This window comes from Candidatus Terasakiella magnetica (genome assembly GCF_900093605.1).
Lineage (GTDB): Bacteria > Pseudomonadota > Alphaproteobacteria > Rhodospirillales > Terasakiellaceae > Terasakiella > Terasakiella magnetica.
In genome coordinates, this window is sequence record NZ_FLYE01000048.1 from 57,807 (window position 1) to 82,846 (window position 25,040).

The 25,040-nt window shown below is 47.9% G+C and carries 24 protein-coding genes; 13 read left to right on the top strand and 11 right to left on the bottom strand.

Features of this window, described 5'->3' with window-relative positions:
* From MTBPR1_RS16860 to MTBPR1_RS16875, 4 genes are read right to left on the bottom strand one after another with little or no spacing between them, the layout of a single operon-like run.
* Positions 1–1,209: a CCA tRNA nucleotidyltransferase gene (locus tag MTBPR1_RS16860; protein WP_069190214.1), complete on the bottom strand. Its 1,209-nt coding sequence runs from the start codon at positions 1,207–1,209 to the stop codon at positions 1–3.
* Positions 1,193–1,480, bottom strand: coding sequence for a DUF6111 family protein (locus tag MTBPR1_RS16865; protein WP_069190215.1), 288 nt, complete (start codon positions 1,478–1,480; stop codon positions 1,193–1,195). The genes MTBPR1_RS16860 and MTBPR1_RS16865 overlap by 17 nt, the downstream gene beginning before the upstream one ends.
* Positions 1,477–2,127: a CoA pyrophosphatase gene (locus MTBPR1_RS16870; RefSeq protein WP_069190216.1), complete on the bottom strand. Its 651-nt coding sequence runs from the start codon at positions 2,125–2,127 to the stop codon at positions 1,477–1,479. The genes MTBPR1_RS16865 and MTBPR1_RS16870 overlap by 4 nt, the downstream gene beginning before the upstream one ends.
* Positions 2,079–2,621 (bottom strand): DUF1285 domain-containing protein, encoded by a 543-nt coding sequence (locus tag MTBPR1_RS16875; RefSeq protein WP_069190217.1) that lies wholly within the window; start codon positions 2,619–2,621, stop codon positions 2,079–2,081. The genes MTBPR1_RS16870 and MTBPR1_RS16875 overlap by 49 nt, the downstream gene beginning before the upstream one ends.
* A 236-nt stretch (positions 2,622–2,857) precedes the next feature.
* Between MTBPR1_RS16875 and MTBPR1_RS16880 the strand changes: the two genes are divergently transcribed.
* The 4 genes from MTBPR1_RS16880 to MTBPR1_RS16895 are packed head-to-tail and all read left to right on the top strand — an operon-like array spanning position 2,858 to position 9,412.
* Positions 2,858–3,799, top strand: a complete 942-nt coding sequence (locus MTBPR1_RS16880; RefSeq protein ID WP_083223192.1) for an AAA family ATPase — start codon at positions 2,858–2,860, stop codon at positions 3,797–3,799.
* 8 nt (positions 3,800–3,807) lie between these two features.
* Positions 3,808–4,701 (top strand): DUF58 domain-containing protein, encoded by an 894-nt coding sequence (locus MTBPR1_RS16885; RefSeq protein ID WP_069190219.1) that lies wholly within the window; start codon positions 3,808–3,810, stop codon positions 4,699–4,701.
* Positions 4,701–7,370 (top strand): DUF4159 domain-containing protein, encoded by a 2,670-nt coding sequence (locus MTBPR1_RS16890; RefSeq protein ID WP_069190220.1) that lies wholly within the window; start codon positions 4,701–4,703, stop codon positions 7,368–7,370. The genes MTBPR1_RS16885 and MTBPR1_RS16890 overlap by 1 nt, the downstream gene beginning before the upstream one ends.
* The gene (locus MTBPR1_RS16895) at positions 7,367–9,412 is read left to right on the top strand and encodes a DUF7408 domain-containing protein (protein ID WP_069190221.1); all 2,046 of its coding nucleotides are present in this window, start codon (positions 7,367–7,369) and stop codon (positions 9,410–9,412) included. The genes MTBPR1_RS16890 and MTBPR1_RS16895 overlap by 4 nt, the downstream gene beginning before the upstream one ends.
* Here MTBPR1_RS16895 and MTBPR1_RS16900 read toward each other — a convergent pair.
* Complete coding sequence (locus tag MTBPR1_RS16900; RefSeq protein ID WP_069190222.1) at positions 9,409–10,317, bottom strand: LysR family transcriptional regulator; 909 nt, start codon at positions 10,315–10,317, stop codon at positions 9,409–9,411. The genes MTBPR1_RS16895 and MTBPR1_RS16900 overlap by 4 nt on opposite strands.
* Before the next feature lie 110 nt (positions 10,318–10,427).
* Between MTBPR1_RS16900 and MTBPR1_RS16905 the strand changes: the two genes are divergently transcribed.
* Positions 10,428–11,339: a glutathione S-transferase family protein gene (locus MTBPR1_RS16905; protein ID WP_069190223.1), complete on the top strand. Its 912-nt coding sequence runs from the start codon at positions 10,428–10,430 to the stop codon at positions 11,337–11,339.
* Between the two features lies 1 nt (position 11,340).
* On the opposite strand, the gene yaaA is transcribed toward MTBPR1_RS16905, so the two are convergent.
* From yaaA to MTBPR1_RS16925, 4 genes are all read right to left on the bottom strand, one after another.
* Positions 11,341–12,114, bottom strand: a complete 774-nt coding sequence (gene yaaA / locus MTBPR1_RS16910) for a peroxide stress protein YaaA (protein WP_069190224.1) — start codon at positions 12,112–12,114, stop codon at positions 11,341–11,343.
* Positions 12,115–12,195: 81 nt separating this feature from the next.
* Positions 12,196–13,197, bottom strand: a complete 1,002-nt coding sequence (locus MTBPR1_RS16915; protein WP_069190225.1) for a nuclear transport factor 2 family protein — start codon at positions 13,195–13,197, stop codon at positions 12,196–12,198.
* Positions 13,198–13,393: 196 nt separating this feature from the next.
* Positions 13,394–15,001, bottom strand: a complete 1,608-nt coding sequence (gene pckA, locus MTBPR1_RS16920; RefSeq protein ID WP_069190226.1) for a phosphoenolpyruvate carboxykinase (ATP) — start codon at positions 14,999–15,001, stop codon at positions 13,394–13,396.
* A 144-nt stretch (positions 15,002–15,145) separates the two neighbouring features.
* Positions 15,146–15,838 (bottom strand): HugZ family pyridoxamine 5'-phosphate oxidase, encoded by a 693-nt coding sequence (locus MTBPR1_RS16925; RefSeq protein ID WP_069190227.1) that lies wholly within the window; start codon positions 15,836–15,838, stop codon positions 15,146–15,148.
* A 98-nt stretch (positions 15,839–15,936) separates the two neighbouring features.
* Here MTBPR1_RS16925 and MTBPR1_RS16930 point away from each other — a divergent pair, with 98 nt between their 5' ends.
* The 7 genes from MTBPR1_RS16930 to ptsP are packed head-to-tail and all read left to right on the top strand — an operon-like array spanning position 15,937 to position 22,081.
* The gene (locus MTBPR1_RS16930; RefSeq protein WP_069190228.1) at positions 15,937–16,650 is read left to right on the top strand and encodes a response regulator transcription factor; all 714 of its coding nucleotides are present in this window, start codon (positions 15,937–15,939) and stop codon (positions 16,648–16,650) included.
* Between the two features lie 25 nt (positions 16,651–16,675).
* Positions 16,676–18,298, top strand: a complete 1,623-nt coding sequence (locus MTBPR1_RS16935) for a stimulus-sensing domain-containing protein (protein WP_069190229.1) — start codon at positions 16,676–16,678, stop codon at positions 18,296–18,298.
* Positions 18,295–18,729: an HPr kinase/phosphorylase gene (locus MTBPR1_RS16940; protein ID WP_069190230.1), complete on the top strand. Its 435-nt coding sequence runs from the start codon at positions 18,295–18,297 to the stop codon at positions 18,727–18,729. The genes MTBPR1_RS16935 and MTBPR1_RS16940 overlap by 4 nt, the downstream gene beginning before the upstream one ends.
* Positions 18,729–19,583 (top strand): RNase adapter RapZ, encoded by an 855-nt coding sequence (rapZ, locus tag MTBPR1_RS16945; protein ID WP_069190231.1) that lies wholly within the window; start codon positions 18,729–18,731, stop codon positions 19,581–19,583. The genes MTBPR1_RS16940 and rapZ overlap by 1 nt, the downstream gene beginning before the upstream one ends.
* A gap of 53 nt (positions 19,584–19,636) precedes the next feature.
* Positions 19,637–20,038, top strand: coding sequence for a PTS sugar transporter subunit IIA (locus tag MTBPR1_RS16950; RefSeq protein ID WP_069190232.1), 402 nt, complete (start codon positions 19,637–19,639; stop codon positions 20,036–20,038).
* Between the two features lie 9 nt (positions 20,039–20,047).
* Entirely contained in the window at positions 20,048–20,320 is a 273-nt protein-coding gene (locus MTBPR1_RS16955) for an HPr family phosphocarrier protein (protein WP_069190233.1), read from the top strand.
* A 9-nt stretch (positions 20,321–20,329) separates the two neighbouring features.
* On the top strand, positions 20,330–22,081 hold the full coding sequence (gene ptsP / locus MTBPR1_RS16960; protein WP_069190234.1) for a phosphoenolpyruvate--protein phosphotransferase: 1,752 nt from the start codon (positions 20,330–20,332) through the stop codon (positions 22,079–22,081).
* On the opposite strand, the gene MTBPR1_RS16965 is transcribed toward ptsP, so the two are convergent.
* Together MTBPR1_RS16965 and MTBPR1_RS16970 are read right to left on the bottom strand one after the other, a co-directional pair.
* Entirely contained in the window at positions 22,078–23,010 is a 933-nt protein-coding gene (locus MTBPR1_RS16965) for a glycosyltransferase family 9 protein (RefSeq protein WP_069190235.1), read from the bottom strand. The two genes, ptsP and MTBPR1_RS16965, sit on opposite strands and share 4 nt — an antisense overlap.
* On the bottom strand, positions 23,010–24,197 hold the full coding sequence (locus MTBPR1_RS16970) for a glycosyltransferase family 4 protein (RefSeq protein ID WP_083223182.1): 1,188 nt from the start codon (positions 24,195–24,197) through the stop codon (positions 23,010–23,012). Before MTBPR1_RS16970 ends, MTBPR1_RS16965 begins: the two co-directional genes overlap by 1 nt.
* A gap of 44 nt (positions 24,198–24,241) precedes the next feature.
* Here MTBPR1_RS16970 and MTBPR1_RS16975 point away from each other — a divergent pair, with 44 nt between their 5' ends.
* Positions 24,242–25,021, top strand: a complete 780-nt coding sequence (locus MTBPR1_RS16975; protein ID WP_069190236.1) for an alpha/beta fold hydrolase — start codon at positions 24,242–24,244, stop codon at positions 25,019–25,021.
* Positions 25,022–25,040: the final 19 nt, after the last annotated feature.

A 25,040-nucleotide genomic window follows, 5' to 3' on the forward strand; every position in this document is an offset into this window, starting at 1 on the left:
TTATGCCAAACGTTCCAGACAGGCTTCTTTTTGCGCTCTACAGCCCTGCTCACACCACCAGTCTTCAATTTCTTTAAGACGCTGGCCTAACTCTGGCCCCGCTTTTAAGCCCCGATCAATCAGGTCTTGGCCTTTAAGCGGAAAGGCTTGAGGTTCAACCTTCCATGTGGTGATCACATCAAGGCAGGCCTGTTCGCGCGGGCCTAAACCGCTAAAGCCTTTTTCTGCCCAATAGATAAACAATTGGTCCTCAACAGCCTGCACCCCATAGCGATAAAGCATCTCACGCAGATGGTTCTCCCCTTTTTGCGGATTAAGCTGTAGCTCAGGACACCTCGCAAGGCGCAAACGTTTGGCTTGAGCTTTAGACAAACGCAAGGTTTTTGCCAATTGCTCCACATCACCTTGATCAGCACGCACGATAATAGCTAAACGGCGCAACGGGTCTGGGCGCTCTTCAAAGGCGCACATCATTTCTAGAAAATGCAGATCTGCCACATGGGGAATGATCTTTTCCAGCACGCCCTGCTTCACCATCAAGCGCACCCATTTTGGCGCCTGCGGAGCTTCTAAAAGGCGCAAAATCTCTTGGGCAATGCGCTCACCCGATAACTGCTTGAGCCCCTCAGCCAGTTTCGCACAGGCTTGTAATCCGGCAGGCTCAGCAGCCCCTTTGCCATAATGGGCTGAAAATCTGAAAAAACGCAACAAGCGCAGATAGTCTTCTGCAATGCGTTGTTCAGCCTGTCCGATAAAAAGGACACGGCCCTCTTTTAAATCTTTAAGGCCGTTAAAAGGATCATACAGTTCGCCATGACGATCAAGGCTAAGCGCATTAAAGGTAAAATCACGCCGCTTGGCATCTTCTAACCAGTCGGTGCTGAAAGACACCACCGCGCGCCGCCCATCTGTTGAGATATCAGCGCGCAAGGTGGTGATTTCAAACTGTTGACCTTCATAAATCACCGTCACCGTGCCATGGTCAATGCCTGTTGGGATGACTTTAATGCCTTCTGCCTGAAAAAGCTTCATGACCGTTTTAGGCAGTTCAGGCGTGGCAATATCGATATCATGCACAGCCTTACCCAATAAGGCATCGCGCACACATCCACCAATAAAGCGTGCCTCAGTGCCCTTTTGGGCCAGCACGCTTAGTATTTTTTGACAGGCTGGATTTTTAAACCAGTCCTGATCAGTTATTTTCTTCATTATGGATCACATGGCCCGGAACAATTTTACCATCTTTATAGACAGGTGGCTGATAAACCCCACCGGGCTTTTCCCCATCATACTGGTTGAACGTGACAAGCCCAACCGCAACAAGGGCCAGCCCCGCTGCCAAAAGCTTCAACCACGGCCCCTTAGTCAGGTCAATATGATGTTCTTCAGATTTGGTTTTCTTATGATACAGCGCCCATAACAGGTAAAGCGCCGTTGGAAAAGCCAAGGGAAAGATATATTGCAGCAGAATTTTAATCATGGGGACACCTCGCCATCCAATACATCACATAAGTTTTTCAACATACCCGCCGTTGCCCCCCAGATATAATAATCCTCATAGGGCATGGCCCAGAAATAACGTTTTTGTCCCATAAAAATACGTGAACATTTTTCATGATTGGATCGATCCAGTAAAAAAGACAGCGGCACTTCAAAGACTTCAGCCACTTCATGGGGGTCCGGCTCTGTGGGATAAGGCGCTTCAACCAAGCCAATGATGGGAGTGACGCGAAAGCCCGTGCGTGTGACATAATCATTTAGCCGACCAATGACCTTAATATACTCATGGGGCAGGCCAACTTCTTCTTCGGTTTCACGAAGGGCTGCATGTTCTGCACTTTCATCTTCTTCCTCAGTATGGCCGCCGGGAAAGCTGATTTGACCGGGGTGATTTTTAAGATGATCGGTGCGTTTGGTAAAAAGAACTGTTAAGCCCTCTTTGTGCTTAACGATGGGAACAAGAACAGCTGCCGCGCGATTATCCGGTTTGGGACGAAAACCATTAAGGTCATGATCGCCGCGTATATCACTGGGGCTTGGATGATAATTTGCTAAAATCTCACACAAGCTTTCTGCGCTTAATCCTCGTCCAGTTGTCCCAGAGGAAAGAATTCGTTGTTGCTCCATACGCCGAAATACACTTCATCATCTATGTTTTTTTCCACACCCCGATTAACCAGTTCGTAAAAAACAGTGCGGTTAATCTTGGCTTCGATGGGAAATAGCCCCTCACCTGAGCGTAATGTCACATAAGGTGCAGGCTCTCCCGTATGGGGATCATGTTCCACCCTGATGGGATTGTCCAGCCCTATAGGTATAACTTCATCAACATTGGTCCTTAAAGACAGCTTTTGTTCACAGCCACATTCACAGGCAAACAGTTCCACCGCAATAAAAGGCGCATCTTCAACTTGGATGCGGGCTTTTTCCACAGGGGTTTGTAACCAATACTCGCCATATTCATCACGTTTAAGCACACTGGCAAACAGGCAGACCAGTTCTTTTCGCCCAATCGGGCCGCCTTCGTGAAACCATGTGCCGTCTTTGGCAATGCGGATATCAATGTCACCGCACATTGGCCCTGCGAGTTGCATATTGTCTTGCGCAAGCGTTATCGTCATTTCAGCATCCCTCCCCCCGGTTCGCTTTATTTAAAATATTTTGATACGAGATCAAACATAAATGTTTGGCTTTATGTCATTTCAATCATATCCTTGTCATACGATCCGGTTTTGATTGCATTTGCTTTGATGCAACCATAACCTTCAGATAAGGGCTCCGTTGTGGCAAAACAAGGATAATTGTTGTGAAAGACAATCCAAAGGCAGTTCAGGCACTAGAAGCCTTAAGCAAGCAAATGGAACACATCCATAAAGAGGTAAACGGTATTATCTTTGGTCAGGACCGTGTAATCGAAGAAACCCTTGTTACCATCTTATCAGGCGGCCACGTGCTTCTCATCGGGCTGCCCGGTCTTGGTAAAACCCGCCTTGTGGAAACCTTGGGCACCGTGCTTGGCCTTGATGAACGCCGCGTGCAATTTACACCGGATTTAATGCCCAGCGATATTATCGGTTCTGAAATTCTTGATGAAGATGAAACGGGCAAACGCCATTTTCGTTTTGTTGAAGGCCCGACCTTCTGCCAACTGTTAATGGCTGATGAGATCAACCGCGCCAGCCCGCGCACCCAATCAGCTTTGCTTCAAGCCATGCAGGAAAAACGTGTTTCTGTGGCTGGTCATTATCACGACCTGCCCCAACCCTTCCATGTGCTCGCCACCCAAAACCCGCTGGAACAAGAAGGCACTTATCCGTTGCCCGAAGCCCAGCTTGATCGCTTCTTCATGGAAATCAGCGTGCAATACCCTGAGCGCGATGCAGAGCGTGAAATCCTGCTTTCCACCACGGGAAGTGAGACCAAAACGCCCAATCGCATCATCACCGCCCAGCAATTGCTTGAAGCCCAAGAACTGGTGCGTGAAATTCCCGTTGGGGAAAGCGTGCTTGAGGCTATCCTCACCCTTGTTCGCCAAGGCAGGCCGGAAACCTCTGATCTTAAAACCGTCAAACAACATGTGGCATGGGGACCCGGCCCGCGCGCCAGCCAAGCCCTGATGTCAGGTGTGCGTGCGCGCTGCGTTTTACACCGCAGGCTGAGCCCATCCATTGATGATGTCATCGCCCTTGCCGCCCCGATTTTGCGCCACCGCATGGCCCTTAATTTTGCTGCGCGCGCAGAAGGCATTTCATTGAGCAAAATCATTGATGAGCTCATTGAGAAAATTGCCAATCATTAAGGACAAATATGGCTAACACCCCTGTCATTCACCAAGCCGAAGAAGCTGCCTCCAGCCTACCGCCCTTATTGGTGGAGGCCGAACGGGTGGCAAATACGGTTGCCCAAGGGGTGCATGGTCGGCGCAAAAAAGGCCAAGGTGATAGTTTCTGGCAATTTCGCCCCTATCAAGTCGGCGAGCCAACCCGCGCCATTGATTGGCGCCAATCAGCCAAAACCGAACATCACTTTGTGCGCGAATATGAATGGGAGGCCGCCCAAACGGTTTGGCTATGGTGTGATCCTTCCGCCTCCATGAAATATAGCGGTGATGCAGCGCGCCCCGATAAATTGCGCCGTGCTGAAATTCTCACTCTTGCGCTTGCCTCCCTTTTGGTGCGTGGCGGTGAACAAATCGCCCTGCTTGGCTATGATGCGCCACCGGGCAGAGGGCGCGCAGCCCTTCATCGTCTTGCCAATGTGATGGAAAAAAAGAAAACCCATCAAAGCGAAAGCGTTGAAAAACTGCAAAGCCTGCCCTCTCATGCCCATCTGCCGCGCCATGCAGAACTCGTGCTGATCGGTGATTTTCTCTCCCCCATGGATGAGATTGAAGAAGCTCTTAAACTGTATAGCCGCCGCCATGTGCGCGGGCATCTTTTACAAGTGCTGGACCCTGCTGAAGAAAGCCTGCCCTTTGAAGGACGGGTGAATTTTAAAGGCTTGGAAGAAGAAGGCAGCATCTATTTTGGCAATGTGGCCGCCGTGCGTGAAGAATACCGCGAACGCTTATCTGCGCGCCGTGCAGCTTTAAGCGAGCTGACCCATTCCCTTGGCTGGGGCTTTCATCGCCATACAACAAACCAGCCTGCTGAGACAGCTTTACTTGCCCTGTTTCTCTCCATTACCCAAGGGGTGAAATAGTGTTAAGTCTGGGCAGTCTTTCTTTTGCAACACCTTGGGCCTTAACGGCACTTTTGCTGCTGCCCCTTTTATGGCAATTGCTTAAGGTCACCCCGCCCAAACCAACGGTGATTAAATTCCCCGCTGTTCGCATTTTACAGGAACTTTCCACCAAACAGACATTAGCCACCCAAACACCATGGTGGATTTTCCTGTTGCGTGGTCTGATTGCCCTGTGCTTGATCCTTGCCATGTCCGGGCCAAGCCTGAACCGTGTGGAACAAATCAATAACCTCAATCGTCCCCATATCATCATTGTTGATAATGACTGGTCAGTGATGGACCGTTGGGCTGTGCGCAAATCCGAATTGATCAAACATATACGACAGTCTCAAGAAAACCAGCATGGGCTTGCGCTTATAACCAACACCCAAACAAAGCCCTCTTCCCTGCTTTTAGTTGAAAAAGCACTTGAGCAGGTAGAAACCTTGCGCGCACGTCCTTGGGCTGGAAACCGTAAACGCACCCTTGAGCATATAGAAAAAATCATTGCAGGGCTTGACCAAACACCCAAAATAAGCTGGATTTCAAACGGGCTTAAAGAAGGTGAAGATGACGATTTTCTAAGCTCGCTTCATGGCTTGGGTGATGTGGATTATATCCATGAAGGCGTGCAGGCCACACCGATCATCATTCAAGATGTTAAACGCAATGAACAAGGTTTTGACCTCACCTTATTAAGCGCCCCTCTTACTACTGCTCAAAAGGCCAACATCAATATCGTTGATGAAACGGGCAGTATTTTATTTCAGCAAAACATCAACATTCCTAAAGATCAGGAAAGCACAACAGCCCAGATCAACATACCCAGTGAGCTTAAAAGCCGTGCCTTCCTTATTCGTCTCAGTGGTTATATCAATCCCGCCAGCCAATTTTTAGTGGATGAAAAATGGCGCGATCGCCCCGTTGGTATTTTAAGCAGCCATGAAAAAGACAAGGCCCTGCTGGAACCTGCCTATTACGTGCGAAAAAGCCTCAAGCCCCATACTTCTATTCGCGAAAGCGGCCTTGAAGACCTGATTAAAAGAAAAACCGCTGTGATTTTTGATGTGGTCTATACAGCCTTTAGCGCGCGCCAGCAAAAGGCCCTGCAAAGCTGGATGGCACAAGGCGGCATTCTTGTCCGATTTGCCACCAAACGCATGACCTCACAAGACATGGCTACATATGACCCGCTTTTGCCGGTCCAACTCATGCCCGCCCAGCGCACTTTTGGCGGTGCACTTAGTTGGGGGGAGAAATCAAATCTGGCTGAATTTCCTGAACACAGCCCCTTTGCCCATATCAAGACCCCTGATGATGTGGCGATTAAAAAGCAGGTTCTTGCAAGGCCCGAAAGCAACCTTGCCCAAAAAACATGGGCCCATTTAAAAGACGGCACACCGCTTATTACTGCCCAGCAAATTGATAAAGGCTGGAGTGTACTGTTTCATATTAACGCCATTCCAAGCTGGTCAAACCTGCCGCTCTCTGGTGTATTTGAACTGATGATGAAACGCATCATTACACTATCATCTGGATATGGAGCAAATGGCACAGCCCAAGAGCTCGTGCCTTATCGCCTGTTTAATCACCTTGGTAATCTGGTTGCCCCTGAGCGCCAAAGCGCGACCCTCAGCCTTAATAAAGCTAAAACGATCAGCGCTGATGAAAGCCATCCCCCCGGTCTTTATGGCTCAGTTTCTTCCCTTCATGCCTTTAACCTTGGCCCGCTAATCAGGCAACTTTCTCCTTTAAAAGAACTGCCGTTGGGTGTCAGTGAAAAAGGCTTTCGTGAGGCTGAACAGCAAGACCTTGCACTATGGTTTTTGTTATGTGCATTAGTCCTTGTCTTAATTGACTGGCTGTTGGCAAACACATGGTTACAAGCCGCCCAACGCGCAAGCCTCGCCGTTATTTGCTTCCTTGTGAGCTTACCTGTTCATAGTGCAGAGCCTAACTGGGAAAAGGCCCTTGCCAGTGCCAATCAGATGCGGCTTGCCTATATGGTGAGCCCTAAAGCTGGCTCAAATAAAACACTTCAGCAAGGCTTGGATGGTCTGGCGGCGGTTTTGCGACGGCGAACAGCGGTTGAGCTTGCCCCCAGTGTCGCCTTTGATCCTGAAAAAGATGACCCATCGCTTTTTCCCATGATCTATTGGGCCATTGAAGAAAACCAGACGAGCTTAAGTGATCACGCCGCACAAAAGCTCAATCAGTTTTTAAAAACAGGTGGGTTCATTCTGTTTGACACCATGGGCCAAGCCCGCCCCCAAATATTGAAACAGCTTACTGAAAAACTTGAGATCGCCCCCTTGGAATTGGTGAAGGACACCCATGTTCTCACCCGGTCTTTTTATCTTATGCGGCGTTTTCCCGGTCGCTTTGACCATCAAGACATATGGGTTGAAAGCGATGAAGATACCAAAAATGATCGGGTCTCCTCTGTCTTGATCGGCAGTAATTCATGGGCGCAAGCCTGGGCACGCGATGAGAACCTGCGCCCCGTCTTTGCCGTTGTGCCCGCGGGGGAAATTCAGCGCGAACAAGCCTTTCGTTTTGGCGTTAATCTGGTGATGTATATCCTAAGCGGCAATTATAAAGGGGATCAGGTCCATATGCCGGCGATTTTGCAAAGGTTGGGCCTATGAGCAATATCGCCCTTGATCCCCTCCTGCCACTGCCCCTTCTGCTCGCCCTTGGTCTTATGATTTTAGGCTTTGGCCTATGGTCCATCATGCAATCTTCGCGCGCGGTTTGGTTTCGCTTGATCGCTGCATTTTTAGTGCTTGCCAGCCTGTTTAATCCGCAAATCATGCAAAATGATACCCGCGCCTTAAAAGATATTGCCCTTGTGCTGGTGGACCAATCACCCAGCCAACAGCTTGAAAAACGCCAACAACAAAGTGACATGGCACGCGCTTACCTTGAAAAAGAAGGCACGCTCTATCAAGACCTTGAATTGCGTTTCATCACCATCACGACAGATGGGAAAGAAGATAAGCTTGGCACCCGCGCCCTTTCCCTTTTGCGCCAGACCATCTCGGGCATTGATCCCCAACGTTATGCCGGAACGGTTTTGATAAGTGATGGGCAAATCCATGATGTGAAAGACTATGAAAATATCCCCGGTCCTTTTCATCTGTTAATCACCGGGCAAAAACAGGATCAAGACCGCCGTATTGAAGTGATTAATGCCCCGCGCTATGGGCTGGTGGGTAAGCCCCTTAACTTACAAGTCCGCGTGCTGGATAATGCCAAACCCAATGATAAAGCCCCTCTCTTTCTCATTAAACCCGATGGTAGCAAACAGACCTTTACCCCAAGCGGGAAAGACGGCATTCAAGAAGCCACCTTTATCATGGATCATGCGGGGCAATCTGTGCTCATCCTTGAAACTGAACCGCTTAAAGGTGAAATCAGCCTATCCAACAATCGCGCGGCCCTTTCCATCAATGGGGTGCGCGATCGCTTAAGGGTGTTGCTGGTGTCAGGCCTGCCCCATCAGGGCCAACGCACATGGCGCAATATCCTGCGCTCAGACCCCGCAGTTGATCTAGTCCATTTCACTATTTTGCGCCCCTCAGATAAAGAGGATTTCACACCGCTTAATGAGCTGTCGCTCATTGCCTTTCCCGTGCGTGAACTGTTTGAAGAAAAACTCGATGATTTTGATCTGATTATATTTGATCGTTATTACAAACATAATGTTCTAAGCGAAGGCTATTTTGACAATATCACCGATTATGTACGCGATGGCGGCGCTTTATTAGTCTCTGCCGGACCGGATTTTTCCGGCCCGCGCAGCCTGTCTAAAACACGCCTGAAAGAACTATTGCCCCTCAAACCAAGCGGTTCCATTCAAGATGACCGTCCCTTTCGCCTAAAAAAATCACAAACCGGAAAACGCCACCCCATCACCACCAGATTAAACACATCTGAAAAAGACTGGGGGAGATGGATGCGCTTAATCCAGACCCATGAGTTTCAAGGCCAGACCATCCTTGAAAGTGAAGATAAACAACCAGTCTTGATTGTGGAACGGGTTGAAAAAGGCCGTCTTGCCATGTTGCTCAGTGATCATATCTGGCTTTGGGCGCGCGGCTTTGATGGCGGGGGGCCCCATAGTGAGCTGGTGCGCAACCTTGTGCATTGGTTGATGAAAGAACCTGACCTTGAAGAAGAACGTTTAAGCCTCACCCAAGTCAGTGAAACAGAGCTTGAAATTACCCGCCAATCCCTCACCCCCATCAAAGGCCCCATCACCCTCACCCGCCCGGATGAAAGCCGCGAAGAAATAACCTTAAAGGCCAAAGGCAAAGGGCTATCTTCAAGCCGTATTCAAGCCAAAGCCACGGGTATCTACCGCGTAAATGATGATCACTATAGCGCTGTCCTGACCAAAGGCAGCATCAACCCAAAAGAGTTCCTCGACCCACGTGCCAGTGATCAACCTTTAAAAGAATTCATCACCCATGTGGGTGGCACCAGCCATTGGTTAGCTGATGGGCTGCCTTTACTAAAACGTGTTGCAGGAAAAAGCAATGTGGGCGGGCGTGGCTGGTTTGGCCTGCCACGCAATAAGGCTGAGGCCATCATCGGGGTGAAGAAATCATCCCTTTTGCCACCTTGGGCCATTTTCTTGCTGGTCTGTGGCCTATTATGTTTGGGCTGGTGGCGCGAGAGCCGTTAGTCAATATGTTCCCAAGAAGGGCATTTTGAAAACCAGTTCTTGAGAAAATCAACAAACAATCTCACCTTGGCAGAAAGGTGACGGTTATGGGGATAGACCGCATAGATATTAACCGGTTCTTTTTCATATTCTTCGAGCGCACAAATCAGCCGACCATCGGTTATGGCACTACCCACGATAAAGGCAGGCGAAACGCAAACACCCGCACCTGCAATTGCCATATCGCTAATGACATTGCCGTTATTGGCCTTAAAGGTGCCATCAAGTTTAACGCTATAATCCTTGCCATTTTCCTTATAGGGCCAACTTATGGCAGAACGCGCAAGCGTATAGAGCAGGCAATTATGATCAAGCAGGTCTTTGGGATGCGTTGGCTTGCCGTTTTCTTCCCAATATTCAGGTGAGGCACAGGCCACAAGGCGACTTGAACCGATCTTTTTCGCAATGAGAGAGGAATCGGATAAATGCCCAATGCGAATAGCCAGATCAAAGCCTTCATCCACAATATCAACAAAACGGTCATTGAGCTGAATATCAATGGAAAGATCACTATATTGGGTGGCAAAGGCGGTGAGAGGCTTGCCTAAATGCTTCACGCCAAAACTCACAGGGGCGCTGATTTTAAGCTGGCCTCTTGGTTCATCTTGCAGGCGGGTGATGGCAAGCTCGGCCTCTTGAGCCTCACTCATGATCCGCTCACAACGCTCATAAAAAACCTGACCGACTTCAGTCAGGCTCAGTTTACGTGTGGTGCGGTTTAACAGGCGTACACCAAGGCGGTCTTCAAGATATGAGACTTTCTTGCTCACCGATGATTTAGACATGCCAAGGTCATCTGCTGCCTTTGAAAAGCTGCCTGATTGGATGACTTGGGCAAAAACCATCATCCCTGTAAGATTATTCATCGTTCACCTGAAGAAACAATTAAATTCCAAATAAGCGCATTATCACTATATGAAAAACAGTCCATCATACAACATCAAAAGTTTCAACCTATAAAACACAGAAGGCAACCATGGGATTACTTATTGACGGGGTCTGGCATGATCAATGGTATGATACCAAAAGCACGGATGGGAAATTCAAACGCCAAGAAAGTGCCTTTCGCCATTACTTAAGTGCGGATGGTTCAAGCGGTTTTAAGGCAGAGGCTGGACGATACCGCCTCTATGTCTCCCTTGCCTGTCCTTGGGCTCATCGCACCTTGATCTTTCGCACCCTAAAAGGCCTTGAAGACGCCATTGATGTGGTGGTGGTTGATCCCTTAATGGGGGAAGAAGGCTGGATACTTCCTGATGGAGCGCCTTTACATACTATCTATACCAAGGCACAAAAAGACTATACTGGCCGGGTCACTGTGCCCATTTTATGGGATAAGCAGCAAGACACCATTGTGAGCAACGAGTCTGCTGACATCATCCGTATGCTTAATCGTGAATTTGGCCTTGGCGCGGTGGATTATTATCCCGAAGACTTGCGCCAAAAAATCGATGAGATAAACGAGTTCATTTATCCCACCATTAATAACGGGGTGTATAAATGCGGTTTTGCCACAACGCAAAACGCTTATGAAGAAGCCTTTACTGAACTTTTCAACGCCCTTGATCAACTTGAAGAACGCCTTGGTCAAAACCGTTACCTGATTGGTGAGCAAATCACCGAGGCCGATTGGCGCTTATTCACCACCTTGGTGCGTTTTGATGCGGTTTATGTCGGCCATTTTAAATGTAACCTGAAACGCATTGTCGATTACCCAAACCTATGGGGATATTTGCGTGAGCTTTATCAAATGGATGGCATTGCCCAAACGGTTGATATGGTGCATATCAAAACCCATTATTATGCCAGCCATACCACCATCAACCCGACAGGCGTGGTCCCCCTTGGCCCTGAACTTGATTTTTTAAGCCCGCATAACAGGGGATAGATCACTCACGCTCAGCGGTGAAGACCCAGTCATTACCTTTTGAAAGGTCTTCACGATAGCTATAGCCACCTTCACTAAACTCTTTAATGGCTTCAGGTGTATCAAGGCGGTTTTGAATGATATAACGCGCCATTGACCCACGTGCGCGCTTAGCCATCAGCCCAATGGTTTTAGCAACACCGGATTTAATTTCTTTAAAGACAGGGGTGATCACCGTGCCTTCAAATGATTTTTTCTGAACGGCTTTGAAATATTCATTTGAAGCACAATTGATCAAGACCTTATCCTCATGATCTTTCATCAGCTCATTTAAACGCTTGGCAATCAAGCTTCCCCAGAAATCATATAAAGAGCCCCCGCGCGGGTTTTGCAGGCGCGTGCCCATTTCAAGGCGGTAAGGTTGCATCAGATCAAGTGGGCGTAACAAACCATACAGGCCGGAAAGAATACCGAAATGTTCTTGTGCGAAGTCAAAATCGTCTTTTGACAAGCTCTTGGCATCAAGCCCCACATAAGTATCCCCACTAAAAGCAAGGGCGGCCTGTTTGGCATTTTCTTCAGTAAAAGGCGTTGAGAAGCCTTGAAAACGGGCATAATTCAAATCAGACAAAGCGTCACTGATTTTCATCAGCTGTGAGAGGTCTGAGCGTGTAAGCGTCTTGCAGGTCCCTGCCAACTCCTCAATATCTTCAGCAAAAAAGGGCTGTGTATGGTCCAGTTCCCCAACAGGTGTATCAAAATCGAGCTTTTTTGCAGGAGAAACCACGCAGAACATCACAAATACCTATCTTCATTAATTCAGAATAGCTCTAAAGTTAGTCGAAGATAGAGATTAATCAAGATGATTTATCTGTGCTTAACCCAATTTTTTCTTGAGATATTCAACTTTTTGAAGCTGCTGTTCAACACGCATTTTCTTGGTCATCAAATGGGGCAGGTTCCCCTGCTTTTTCATGGCCTTTTTGATCTTTTTCATCCGGTTATGCAGCCATTCTTCACGCTCAAGCACTTGCTCAAGTGTAATTGGCTTCGGCTTAGGTTCTGGGATCGGCTCAGTTGGGCGCGCTTTTGCGACCATATCGCTATCCAGACTGATATCAATCTTGCGAATGATCCCGTCTAAGCGCAATTTCAACAGGCCAACAGAAACAGGCGTGCCATCTAAAACCCCTAATGTACAGGGCCAAGCTGATTTACCATCCACATCAATAATGGCATTGACCACATGGAGGCTTTGGGCGTGCTTATCAACACGGCGATATAAATCTTTAATTCGGGTGATTATGTTATTTCGCCCGACAATTGCTTGTTGGTCAGAACGGTGAAAGACCGTTTCATATTCATCAAAGAGAAAACCAAGGCTCACCAGATCACGACGGTTAAATTTCTCAATATAAACCTTTGTGATATCAAGCAGCTGCTTTCTGTTTTCAGAATTATCTTCGTCTTTTTCATTTTCTAAGGAGGCAATGGGTTCTGTTGCGCGCGCACTGGCAACCACGCCACCTGCGAGCAAAATGGCAATGGCATTGATTTTACCATTTACCTTGCAGGATAAAACACAAAGTGCAACGGGTACCCCATTTCTGAGACAAATCAGACAGGGACGCGCTTTGGTTTTACCAAGGTCCGCAATGGCGTTCACCACCGTCATGGAAACATTTTGTTCATTGGCGCGCCAAAACAGGTTACGAATACGGCGCAGGACATTTTCCTTACCCACAATCGAGCTCTGTTCCTGACGGCTGAAAATCACATTCTCATCATCCAGCATTTCGCCAATGGCAGCAACATCACCATCATTGAACGCATCAGCATAAGCCTTTGTGACTTCAACAGTTTTTACACGATTTAACATACCGCCCTCACGGACAAAGTTCCCCTACATAAATATGAGCAATGACTCACAAAGTTTCAATCGGGCGTTCGTATATATCCATGTAGACTAAGGCACACCCCGTACCCTAAAAGATAACCTGCGCGCCTTAAAGAAGCGTAAACAAAAAAAAGGCCCTGCCAAATGCAGAGCCTTTTCTTGAAAAATTTTGGTTGGCTTAAAGTGCAGGACCTGCAGCAACCAGATTTTTACCTTCTTCATTATCCGTGAAACGACCGAAGTTATCCACGAACATAGAAGCAAGTTTCTTAGCTTTACCTTCCCACTCAGCCACATCTGCATATGTGTCTTGTGGGTTAAGGATACCTGTATCACAACCCGGCAGAGATTGTGGAACCGCCAAGTTAAAGAATGGCAGAGCTTTAAATTCTGCATCTTCAATAGAGCCGTCCAAAATGCCGTCGATGATCGCGCGTGTATCTTTAATAGAGATACGTTTGCCTGTGCCGTTCCACCCTGTGTTCACAAGGTAAGCTTCAGCACCAGAAGCGTTCATACGCTCAACAAGAACTTTAGAGTAAGTTGTTGGGTGAAGCGACAAGAAGGCCGCACCAAAACAAGAAGAGAATGTTGGTGTTGGCTCTGTAATACCGCGCTCAGTACCTGCCAATTTCGCTGTGAAACCAGACAGGAAATAATATTGAGTTTGCTCAGGTGTTAGTTTAGAAACCGGAGGCAACACACCAAACGCATCAGCCGTTAAGAAGATAACCTTTTTAGCGTGGCCTGCTTTTGAAACGGGCTTAACGATATTATCGATGTGATAGATCGGGTAAGAAACACGTGTGTTTTCTGTTTTAGAACCATCATCAAAATCGATTTTACCATCGTCAGTCACAGAAACGTTTTCTAACAAAGCATCACGACGAATAGCATTGTAGATGTCTGGCTCAGCTTCTTTAGACAAATTGATTGTTTTAGCATAACAACCGCCTTCAAAGTTAAAGACGCCGTTGTCATCCCAACCATGCTCGTCATCACCGATTAGCTCACGCTTAGGATCAGCTGACAATGTTGTTTTACCTGTGCCAGAAAGACCGAAGAAAACAGCAACGTCACCTTCTTTACCCACGTTGGCAGAACAGTGCATAGATGCGATACCTTGCAGCGGCAACAGGTAGTTCATCATAGAGAACATACCTTTTTTCATTTCGCCGCCGTACCATGTACCGCCGATCAATTGCATTTTTTCAGTAAGGTTAAAGGCCACAAAGTTTTCAGAGTTCAGACCCTGTTTTTCCCAGTTCGGGTTGGTTGTCTTTGCACCGTTCATAACCACGAAGTCAGGCTCGTAAGTTTCAAGTTCTTCAGCGCTTGGGCGAATGAACATGTTTGTTACGAAGTGAGCTTGCCATGCAACCTCTGTGATGAAACGGACTTTCAGGCGGGTGTCTTCATTGGCACCGCAGTATGTATCAACAACAAACAGGCGCTTTGCAGAAAGCTGGCTTGTCACCAACTCCTTAAGCTCACCCCAAACTTCGCCTGAGATTGCCTTGTTGTCGTTTTTGCCCTGATCAGACCACCAGATCGTATCTTTAGTGGTGTCGTCTTTAACGATATATTTGTCTTTAGGTGAACGACCGGTAAAAATACCCGTGTCTACGGAAACCGCACCAAGCTCGGTGACGATGCCTTTTTCATAGCCCTCTAGGCTATCTTTAGTTTCTTCTTCGAACAGCAAATCGTAAGAAGGGTTGTAGACAATCTCTTGAACATTATCGATACCATATTTCGAAAGGTCGATGTTTTGAGTCGGGCTCATTTATAACTCCGGTGTCATTGTTAGAGTGCGTCAGAGAGAAAGGTAAGCACTCCTGCCTAAAAGTGGGGCGGAAAATAACAGTTTGACCGCCCAGAGACAACAGGCTCATTGCATTTTTATTTCGTTTTTTTTGCAACAATAAGTTCAACTGCAGATATTATGCAGTAAATCCATCGCCTCATTCATATTTTTTACATTATTTTCAAAGGGGTAACGTATAACTCGCGAGGCCAGCTTCAAGTCTATCCCATCCCCATCAAGGCGCAGCACTTGCCAGTTCTTCCCCCGTTGCTTGAGTAATTTTGTTGCGCAAGTTCGTGCAAACTCCGGTAATTCAGTATTCAGCTGCTTAATTAGCTCTAACTGATTTTTTGAAAAGAACAAGGAAGCCGCCGAGTCGCCCAGATATTGCCCATCATCAAGCCAAACAGCCTTGCCAAAACCGCCGACATAATGGGCTTTTTCAACCTTTAGCCGATAGAAATTAAAGTCGCCAAAATTTGCATACATTTTAGCCGAAGGGTGAAGTTGCATAAAAATTGAGCACACCTCTTCCTCCTCAATTTTTCCCATTTCCCCCACCAGCGAGACGCGCGGGCCTGCTTGTGGATTTGAAAGCTGGGATGCTTGCTCACATAAAAATGAAACAGAAGGCTTTTTTAAAATATTTTGTGTGTGATCTGCCAAATCTGAAAAGAGAAAAATCGGCTGACCTTGATAGTCAAATGCACAAGCGCAAAACGACACATAAGGCAGGCCTGTTTCACGATCCAATGTCGCCATACTGCCACTGCGACATGCCCGTGCAATTTTGCGTGCTTCAAATCCTATATCCATCGAGGGCGTCCCTTTATTTTAGTTTTGATTGACCCTATATCCTTTCGGACCATATAGTCATGCAAATTGTTGATTTTATAACATAGAGAATTCAAACCGTGGCCCATACCATTGCCCTTGTCGATGATGACCGCAATATCATCACCTCCGTTTCCATCCTTTTAGAAGCCGAAGGGTATAGCGTGCGCACCTATCGCGATGGTGAAGAAGGGTTAAATGGCATTATGAATAATCCGCCTGACCTTGTTGTGCTGGATATCAAAATGCCGCGCATGGACGGGATGGAAATGCTCGGTCAATTGCGCAAGGATAGCCAAGTTCCGGTCATTTTCCTCACCTCAAAAGATGATGAGATTGACGAATTGCTCGGCCTGCGCATGGGGGCTGATGATTTTATTCGCAAACCCTTTTCACAACGCTTGCTGTTAGAACGCATCCGCGTGCTCATTCGCCGCCAAGATGCCATTCGCCAACAATCAGAAGGCAGTCGCAATAGTGATGATGTTATGCAACGAGGCCCCCTTTTGCTGGATGCGGGACGTCATTTATGTGCCTGGAAAAAAGAACATGTGAATTTGACCGTGACGGAATTTCTCATTGTTGAATCCCTTGCGCGCCACCCCGGTCATGTCAAAAGCCGCGATCAATTAATTGATGCGGCCTATGGTGAGCATATTTATGTGGATGATCGCACCATTGATAGCCACATCAAACGGGTGCGCAAAAAGTTCAAACTGGTGGATAAGGAGTTCAACCAGATCGAGACCCTTTATGGTGTGGGTTATCGTTATCGTGAAACTGTGGAATCCTAACTCCCCCAGAATGACGAGACAATAAATGCAGCCTTCATTTTCCCCACAGCCCCCGCGCTTTAGCCGCTCCACCAGAATGTTCTCGCCCATTACCTTGCGTATTTTGGCTGTCAACATGCTGGCCTTGGGGATTTTGGTCATCGGTATCCTTTATCTTGGGGAATATCGCCGCGGTCTCATCCTGTCTGAAGTTTCCGGTCTTGAAATTCAAGGCGAAATGTTTGCTGCTGCCCTTGGTGAAGGTGCCTCAATCAAACAGGTGGATAAAAATAAAACACTGGTCTTTAGTGTCGCACGACAAATGGTGGGGCGCTTGGTGCAAAAAGGCACACGTGCACGCCTGTTTGCCCTTGATAGTTCCTTAATGGCCGATAGTGGCGAGCTTATCCGGCGCTCGGCTGAAAACCCCATCCATCAAAATGAAAGCACCATTGAAAAAGGTCTGCGCCTTGCTCAAGAGTTCAGCTCCAAAGTGCTTTTTGGCGAACAAGACCTACCGCTTTATATTGAGCCTCCCATCCAGACCGCCAGCCATTTCCCCGAAGCCGCTATGGCGCTTAATGGCGAATATGGCGGCATGATCCGCGAAACCGTTGATGGCGGTATTATGATCTCGGTCGCCGTACCGGTTACGCGTGATAACCATATCCTTGGGGCCTTGCTCTTATCAAAAGGATCAGAAGATATCGAAGGCGCGCTTTTTGATGTGCGCCTGCATATTTTTAAGGTCTTTCTGATTTCCTTTGGGGTGACGATCTTCTTATCGCTGTATTTTGCCGGCACCATCGCGCGGCCTTTGCGCAAGCTTTCAAAAGCGGCCCATACCTTGCGCACAGGCATGAACCAACGCGATGAAATCCCTGATCTGACCAAGCGCAATGATGAAATTGGCGATCTTTCACAAGCCTTGCGCGAAATGACCCAAGCTCTATGGCACCGAATGGACGCCATTGAAAGTTTTGCCGCTGATGTGTCGCACGAGCTAAAAAACCCACTGACGTCTTTGCGCAGTGCTGTGGAAACGGCTGCCCGCGTGGATAATCCAAAAGCACAAAAACGCCTGATGGATATTATCCAACATGATGTTTCACGCCTTGATCGTCTCATCACCGATATTTCTGAGGCTTCGCGCGTAGATGCGGAAATGTCGCGGGCAAAAACTGAAGATATTGATCTTTGCGCCATGCTCAATACTTTGGTTGATATTCACCAAGCTCCCAAAGAAGCCGATCAAGCCAACACCACGCCCAAGCTTGTGCTGAATGCACAAGGCCAAGGGAATTATCATATTTTAGGGATGGAAGGACGTCTCGTTCAGGTCTTTCGCAATCTTATTGGCAATGCACTGACCTTTTCACCAAAAGATGGCACCATTACCCTCACGTTAGCCTCCCATAAAAACAGCCTCAATATCCTGATTGAAGATGAAGGCCCGGGCATTCCACCGGGGAATGAAGAAAAAATCTTCAAACGTTTTTATACGGAACGTCCAGAAACAGATGAATTTGGCAATCATTCCGGCCTAGGTCTTGCCATTTCCAAGCAGATTGTCGAAGCCCATGGCGGCACCATCACGGCAGAAAATAAAACCGATAACCAAGGCAAAATTACAGGGGCACGATTTATCGTGAATTTAGCAAAATCATGAGCCAGATCCATGCAACAGCCATCGCCGTTGATGAGCAAGGTATTTTACTTCGCGGTCCAAGCGGTGCGGGAAAATCCGACCTTGCCCTTCGCCTGATTGAACAAGGTGCCCAATTAATCAGTGATGACCGTGTCGAGCTGATGAAAAAAGGCACAGAGCTGATTGCCTATGCCCCAGCTAATATTGAAGGGCTGTTTGAAGTGCGCCATCTTGGCATTATCAAACTGCAAAATTTAGGCGCCACCCCCATCAAAATGGTGCTTGATCTGGTTTCAGCAGAAGAGCTTGAACGTTTTCCCAAAGATCAAACCATTGAGTTGGAAGGCATCACCCTGCCCTTAATGCGCCTAAACCCTTTTGAAACCAGTGCAGCCCCCAAAGTCTCCCTAGCCCTAGCCATCGCCCTTGGACATATTGAACGGATTAAATAATGTCTTCACAGAAAATTCTCATTGTAACGGGCCTGTCTGGTGCAGGCATCACCACCAGTTTGAAAATTCTGGAAGATATGGGCTATGAGACCATTGATGGCGTGCCGCTTTCACTTATCACCCAACTGGTGGGCAAGCCTGCCCCGCTCGCCATTGGGGTAGATATCCGCACCCGCGGCTTTGGTGTTGAGCCCTTGTTAGAAGAACTCGACCAGCTTAAAGAAACAAATAATCTCGATCTCTCGCTTGTCTTTATGGATTGTGATGATGAGATTATTGAACGGCGCTATGTGGAAACCCGCCATCGCCATCCCCTTGCTGATGAGCGCCCGGTATCAGATGGCATTCGCCATGAGCGTCAAATTCTAAGCCCGCTTTTAGAACGCTCTAATCTTGTTATTGATACAACAAATATGGCGATTAAGGACTGCAAGCGCATTTTGCAGGGCAATTTCGCCCTAAATGATCAAAAAAGCCTGAGCATTTTCGTCACGTCCTTTTCCTTTAAGAAAGGTATCCCGCGCGAGGCTGATCTGGTTTTTGATGTGCGTTTTTTGCGCAACCCTTATTATGACACAAACCTTCGCCCCCTAAACGGGCAAGATGATGCCGTCGGGGACTATATTGAAAAAGATGAAGGTTTTAAAGGCTTTATGGAAAATCTTGAAAATCTGATCGCCCCGCTATTGCCGCGCTATAGTGCAGAAGGCAAAAGCTACCTTACCATTGCCATTGGCTGCACAGGTGGGCAGCATCGTTCAGTTTATATTGCGCGAAAACTCTGTAACTGGTTAAATGAAACTGGTGAAAATGCGCAATTGCAACATCGTGAGTTGACGAAAAGCTCTCACTAAATCAAGATAGCCAGCTTGAAATAACGTAAGCCGTTAAAAAGGGAAGTGATCGAATGATCGGAATGGTGTTGGTAACACATGGTCGTCTCGCCGACGAATTGATTGCCGCTTTAGAACATGTGGTCGGTCCACAGGAAAATGTATCCTCCGTCTGTATTGGTCCTGATGACGATATGGAACAACGCCGCGCTGATATTTTAGAGCAGGTGTCAAACTGTGATACGGGGCAAGGGGTGATCCTTTTGACCGATATGTTTGGCGGCACACCTTCAAACCTTGCCATTTCCACCATGGATAAAGCCAATGTTGAAGTCATTGCAGGTGTAAACCTTCCCATGTTGGTGAAACTTGCCAGTGTGCGCAAAAACGAAGATTTGGCAGAGACCGCAGGCCAAGGCCAAGATGCCGGACGTAAATATATTAACATCGCCTCCAGCCTGCTGGGCCAAGACTAAGATAGACCAATGAGCCTTTCCCAAACATTAGAAATTAAAAACCAACGCGGCCTCCATGCCCGCGCAGCCGCTAAATTTGTTAAAACAGCAGCTGAATATGACTGCACCAATATTAAAGTGACAAAAGGCGGCCAGGAAGTGTGTGGCAATTCAATCATGGGCTTGCTCATGTTGGCGGCCAGTATCGGCACATCCATTGAAGTCACCACACAAGGCCCTAAAGAAGAACAAGCCTTAAGCGCGATTGCCCAATTGGTGAACGATAAATTCGGCGAAGACTAGGGTCTTCTCATGGAACAAATCTTTGAAGGTCTTGGTGTTTCAAGCGGCATCGGATTTGGCATTGCCCATATCCGCGAAAGTGGCTTGTGCGAAATCACTGAATATTGCATTCCCCCACAACATATTGAAGGTGAGCTCGCCCGCCTTGAAAAGGCGTTGGAGAAATCCAGAGACCAGCTTGTAAAGCTGCGCCAAAAAGCCAAGACACTGCCCGATGCGGCTTCAGAAGAGCTTGGCTTTTTGCTAGACGCCCATCTTCATATGTTAAAAGGCTCACGCCTTGTGCGCGGCATTGAAATTCATATCAAAGATCACAGCATCAATGCCGAAGCTGCTGTGCAACATGTGCTTGATGAAATCAGCGAAGGGTTTAAGGCCCTTGATGATGCCTATATTGCATCGCGCGAAAGCGATGTCCACCAAGTCGCTGCGCGCGTTATTCGCAACCTGTGTGAAGAACCGCAAAAGCCCTTTCATGATATTGATGAAAACTCCATCATCATTGCAGAAGAGCTAACCCCTGCTGACACCGCCTTGATGGACCCCAAAAGAGTCTCGGGCTTTGCCACTGTTTTAGGGGGACCAGAAAGCCACACCGCCATTATGGGGCGTGCTTTAAACCTGCCGGCTGTTTTGGGCGCAACGGGGATTATTGGCGCAATCAATACCGGTGATCATGTCATTATTGATGGGGATGCCGGGCGCGTTGTTGTTAACCCGACAGAAAAAACCAAACATTTTTACCTCAAACGTGCACAAGAAAACCTTGATCGTGCCACCCGTCTAAGCGTTTTAAAAGAACGCCCTGCCATCACAAGTGACGGGGTCAGCATCACCTTAAAAGCCAATATCGAATTGCCTGTTGAGATTGATAACGTTCTTGAAAACGGGGCGGAAGGGGTTGGCCTTTTGCGCAGTGAGTTTATGTATATGAACCGCGAGACCTTGCCGAGCGAAGATGATCAATATGACGTCTTTAAGACTTTGCTTGAAAAGCTTGATGGCAAGCCGCTAACCGTGCGCACCCTGGATATTGGCGGGGATAAAACAGCCAAATCCCTCATTGATGATTTTGGTAATTCCATCTGCAATCCTTTGGGCATGCGCGGGGTACGTCTCTCGCTTAACCGACCCGATATTTTAGAAACCCAATATCGCGCCATGTTGCGCGCAAGCCTGCACGGGCCTATCCAAATTCTCTTACCTATGGTGACGTCGGTTAATGATGTGCGCCAAGCACGACGCATTTTACATAAAGTCGCTGCTGAGCTGCGCACAGAAGGCCATGAGATTGCCCAATATCTCCCGCCCCTTGGCGCCATGATTGAGATCCCCGGTGCAGCCCTTGCAGCAGATGCCCTAGCTCAGGTCTGTGAGTTTTTTGCCATTGGGTCAAACGATCTCACCATGTATACACTGGCAACCGATCGCGCCGATGAGCAGGTCGCCCATCTTTATGACCCGCTTCACCCCGCTGTCTTGCGCCTCATCCAATTTACGACCCAAGCTGCTTTGCGCAATAATATCCCCATCAGCCTATGTGGGGAAATTGCAGCTAATCCACGCTATAGCCCCTTATTATTGGGATTAGGCATTCGTGATCTTTCCATGAGTGCATCCAACATTCCAAAAGTCAAAGAACGCTTGTTGGAAATGGAATGTGGCGCAGCAACCCAACGCGCAAATATCATCATGGAGCAAACCGACAGCGGGCGCATTGCCATGTTGCTGGATGATTTTAGTGATCGGGGTCGCGCTTAAGCCTCAACCGCTTCAATGACACTTTGCACAGTGACATCATTCAGGCAGTCTTCACGCAAGATACTCACGTTAGGTCCGCGTTGACCACAAAGTTTCGGGTCTGAGGCTTTGGAATAAAGCACGATGGATTTACAGCCTGCCAGCGAGATAAGATGCATTGGCCCTGTATCATTGCCAATCGCCACATAGGCATAGCGCGCCAGTGCGGCCAATTCCAAGAAATCTGTCTGACTGGAGAGATCAATTACATCAGGGCAAAGATCAAGGATTTCATCCAAGACGTCGCCTTCTTTGGCAGTCCCTAACATGACAGGCTGGATGTTGCGTTCCAGCAATGCATGGGCAAGCTCTGCATATTTTTTTGCAGGCCAACGTTTATCAGGGCGATGCGGTGCCCCACCGGGAACGAGCAAGGCAATATGGGTATCTAGATCAAAGCGCGAAAGATCGCCCTTAGCCCATGATAGGTCTGGCATGGGCGTTTCATAGATGCCCGCCATTTCAAGCTGTTCGGCTTGGCGATCAATGGTATGCATGAAATCACGCTGGATATTGGCATGGGGATGCGAACACCCCCGCGCAATGCCCGACCATTTTACCTTGGCCCCCATGAGCTTGAAATAACTGGAAGAGCGATCAGAGGTTTGCAAATCATAAACCCGATCAAAATTCCCGCTTTTAAGCTGTTGGCGCAGTTTAAGGGTGCGACGTACTTGCCATGCCTTGGGCCGCGTGTCCGACCAAACCGCATCGAAATAGCCGCATTCTTTACCCAAGGCCATATAGGGCTTGGTGGTTAATAAGGTGATATGGGCTTCTGGATGGTGATCGCGAATAGCTTTCATCGGGCCTAAAGCCTGAATAAAATCCCCCAGCGCACTCAATTTAATGACCAGAATGCGTTCTTTCGCCTCATTAGACTGCGACATTAGTTCTCTAGGCTCAGCACTTCGTTATAAACTTCAAGGGTTTTAGAACACATGGCATCCTTAGAAAAGCCCTCGCGAATATGTTTCATGGCTTGGCCCGCCATTTTTTCGCGTTTTTCTTCAGACAGGTTCAGGCCTTTTGCAATGGCCTGTGACATGGTTTCTGAATCACCGGGCTTACAAAGCCAGCCGGTATGATCCTCAATTACAGTTTCGCGCGCACCGCCATGATCGGTCGCCACAACGGGGCGCCCCATGGCTTGGGCTTCACAGACCACACGGCCAAAGGCTTCAGGATCGGTTGAGGCAGAAACAACAATATCAGACAACATATAAGCTGTGGGCATATCTGTGCATTCATCAACGATGGTGATGACGCCTTCCAGATTATGGTGCTTAATGCGTTTAACCAATTCTTTGCGATATTCACTGCGCCCCTGATCGGACCCGATCAACAAACAGCAGATATCTTTGCGTTCCAGTTTGGCAATGGCATCAATAAAGACCAATTGGCCTTTCCAACGGGTCAATCTGCCGGGCAAGGCCACAACAGGTACCCCATCAGGGATATTCCATTGGGTGGAAAGTTTCACCAAACGCTCCGCTGTGACTTTTTCAGGGTCAAAACGAAACAGGTCAACACCACGGTGAATAACGCGGATAATCTCGCGGCGTACCCCGTAAATCTTGCGCATATGGCCTGCAATAAAGCTGGAAATCGCAATAACGCGCTCACCCTTGGTCATCACCGAATTATACCAACGCTTCATTGGGTTTTGATGGCTATAGGTGCCATGGAAGGTGGTGATGAAAGGTGTATGTGTTCTTTTAGATGCCCAATAAGCACTCCATGCTGGTGCGCGAGAGCGCGCATGAACCAGATCAACACTTTCCTGCTTGATCATTTTTTCAAGACGCGTGGCGTTTTTGCGAATGATAAAGAAGTTTTTTGATTCAACGTTCATTTCAACATGTTCAGCGCCCACACGGGTCAGCTCATGCACCATGGGCCCACCAGCAGAGACCACAATGGCACGTCCCCCTGCTTTAACGATGGCTTCAGCCATTTCCACTGTGCCACGTTCCACCCCGCCCGTTACCATGGCAGGTAAAACCTGCATGACTGTTGCAAGGCGGCTAGAATTTTGTGGGGTTTGCCCCGTATCTGAATTGGTGTTATCTATCATGCTTATTGTTCTTAAATTATGTTTCTTATTGAGTGTTATAAGTTATGACGACCGAACTTCCTACAGGAAATAGCGCACCCTCCTTCTTAACACAAGAAAATGGTGAACGAATTGCGTATCACTATACCCCCGGAAAAGGCCCCGGTGTAATTTTTCTTCATGGACTTATGTCGGATATGGACGGTGGCAAGGCCTTGCATGTTGAAGACTATTGCAAGAAACGCGGCAATGCTTTTTTGCGCTTTGACTGCCAAGGTCATGGAAAATCAGACGGTTTATTTAAAGATGGTCATTTAACACGTTGGTCTGATGACACGGTTGATGTGCTGGACCAGCTCACTCAAGGCCCGCAAATCCTTATTGGCTCCAGCATGGGCGGGTGGAACATGCTTTTATCAGCACTAAAACGCCCAGATCGCATTGCTGGCCTTTTAGGCATCGCCGCAGCACCAGATTTCACCGAAGACCTGATGATGAATGACCTCAGCCCTGAGCAGCATGCCATTATCAATGAACAAGGTTATGTGGAAATCCCCAGTGATTATGGTGATGAGCCCTATGTCATTTCCAAAGCCATGCTGGATGATGGGCGTGAGAACCTTTTGCTCCGCCGCACTATTGAGCTGGATATGCCCGTGCGCTTGATCCACGGGATGGAAGACCCCGATGTACCTTGGAAAACAGCCTTGCGCATTCAAGAGATGATCACATCTAATGACGTTGAAATCCAGTTTGTCAAAAAAGGCGACCACCGTTTAAGTGAAGATCACGACCTAGATCGCCTCACCCGCACCTTGGAAGCCCTGCTTCAACAGGTTGAATAAATATCTTTTTAAGCACTGA

Excerpts from the sequence above, each read along its gene's own strand:
- MTBPR1_RS16900 (WP_069190222.1), bottom strand. The coding sequence starts at position 10,317 with ATGAATAATCTTACAGGGATGATGGTTTTTGCCCAAGTCATCCAATCA.
- MTBPR1_RS16875 (WP_069190217.1), bottom strand. The coding sequence starts at position 2,621 with ATGACGATAACGCTTGCGCAAGACAATATGCAACTCGCAGGGCCAATG.
- ptsP (WP_069190234.1), top strand. The coding sequence starts at position 20,330 with ATGGAACAAATCTTTGAAGGTCTTGGTGTTTCAAGCGGCATCGGATTT.
- yaaA (WP_069190224.1), bottom strand. The coding sequence starts at position 12,114 with ATGTTCTGCGTGGTTTCTCCTGCAAAAAAGCTCGATTTTGATACACCT.
- MTBPR1_RS16915 (WP_069190225.1), bottom strand. The coding sequence starts at position 13,197 with ATGTTAAATCGTGTAAAAACTGTTGAAGTCACAAAGGCTTATGCTGAT.
- MTBPR1_RS16905 (WP_069190223.1), top strand. The coding sequence starts at position 10,428 with ATGGGATTACTTATTGACGGGGTCTGGCATGATCAATGGTATGATACC.
- MTBPR1_RS16885 (WP_069190219.1), top strand. The coding sequence starts at position 3,808 with ATGGCTAACACCCCTGTCATTCACCAAGCCGAAGAAGCTGCCTCCAGC.
- MTBPR1_RS16935 (WP_069190229.1), top strand. The coding sequence starts at position 16,676 with ATGCAGCCTTCATTTTCCCCACAGCCCCCGCGCTTTAGCCGCTCCACC.
- MTBPR1_RS16865 (WP_069190215.1), bottom strand. The coding sequence starts at position 1,480 with ATGATTAAAATTCTGCTGCAATATATCTTTCCCTTGGCTTTTCCAACG.
- rapZ (WP_069190231.1), top strand. The coding sequence starts at position 18,729 with ATGTCTTCACAGAAAATTCTCATTGTAACGGGCCTGTCTGGTGCAGGC.
- MTBPR1_RS16950 (WP_069190232.1), top strand. The coding sequence starts at position 19,637 with ATGATCGGAATGGTGTTGGTAACACATGGTCGTCTCGCCGACGAATTG.
- MTBPR1_RS16940 (WP_069190230.1), top strand. The coding sequence starts at position 18,295 with ATGAGCCAGATCCATGCAACAGCCATCGCCGTTGATGAGCAAGGTATT.
- MTBPR1_RS16880 (WP_083223192.1), top strand. The coding sequence starts at position 2,858 with ATGGAACACATCCATAAAGAGGTAAACGGTATTATCTTTGGTCAGGAC.
- MTBPR1_RS16895 (WP_069190221.1), top strand. The coding sequence starts at position 7,367 with ATGAGCAATATCGCCCTTGATCCCCTCCTGCCACTGCCCCTTCTGCTC.
- MTBPR1_RS16970 (WP_083223182.1), bottom strand. The coding sequence starts at position 24,197 with ATGATAGATAACACCAATTCAGATACGGGGCAAACCCCACAAAATTCT.
- pckA (WP_069190226.1), bottom strand. The coding sequence starts at position 15,001 with ATGAGCCCGACTCAAAACATCGACCTTTCGAAATATGGTATCGATAAT.
- MTBPR1_RS16860 (WP_069190214.1), bottom strand. The coding sequence starts at position 1,209 with ATGAAGAAAATAACTGATCAGGACTGGTTTAAAAATCCAGCCTGTCAA.
- MTBPR1_RS16925 (WP_069190227.1), bottom strand. The coding sequence starts at position 15,838 with ATGGATATAGGATTTGAAGCACGCAAAATTGCACGGGCATGTCGCAGT.
- MTBPR1_RS16870 (WP_069190216.1), bottom strand. The coding sequence starts at position 2,127 with ATGGAGCAACAACGAATTCTTTCCTCTGGGACAACTGGACGAGGATTA.
- MTBPR1_RS16955 (WP_069190233.1), top strand. The coding sequence starts at position 20,048 with ATGAGCCTTTCCCAAACATTAGAAATTAAAAACCAACGCGGCCTCCAT.
- MTBPR1_RS16965 (WP_069190235.1), bottom strand. The coding sequence starts at position 23,010 with ATGTCGCAGTCTAATGAGGCGAAAGAACGCATTCTGGTCATTAAATTG.
- MTBPR1_RS16975 (WP_069190236.1), top strand. The coding sequence starts at position 24,242 with ATGACGACCGAACTTCCTACAGGAAATAGCGCACCCTCCTTCTTAACA.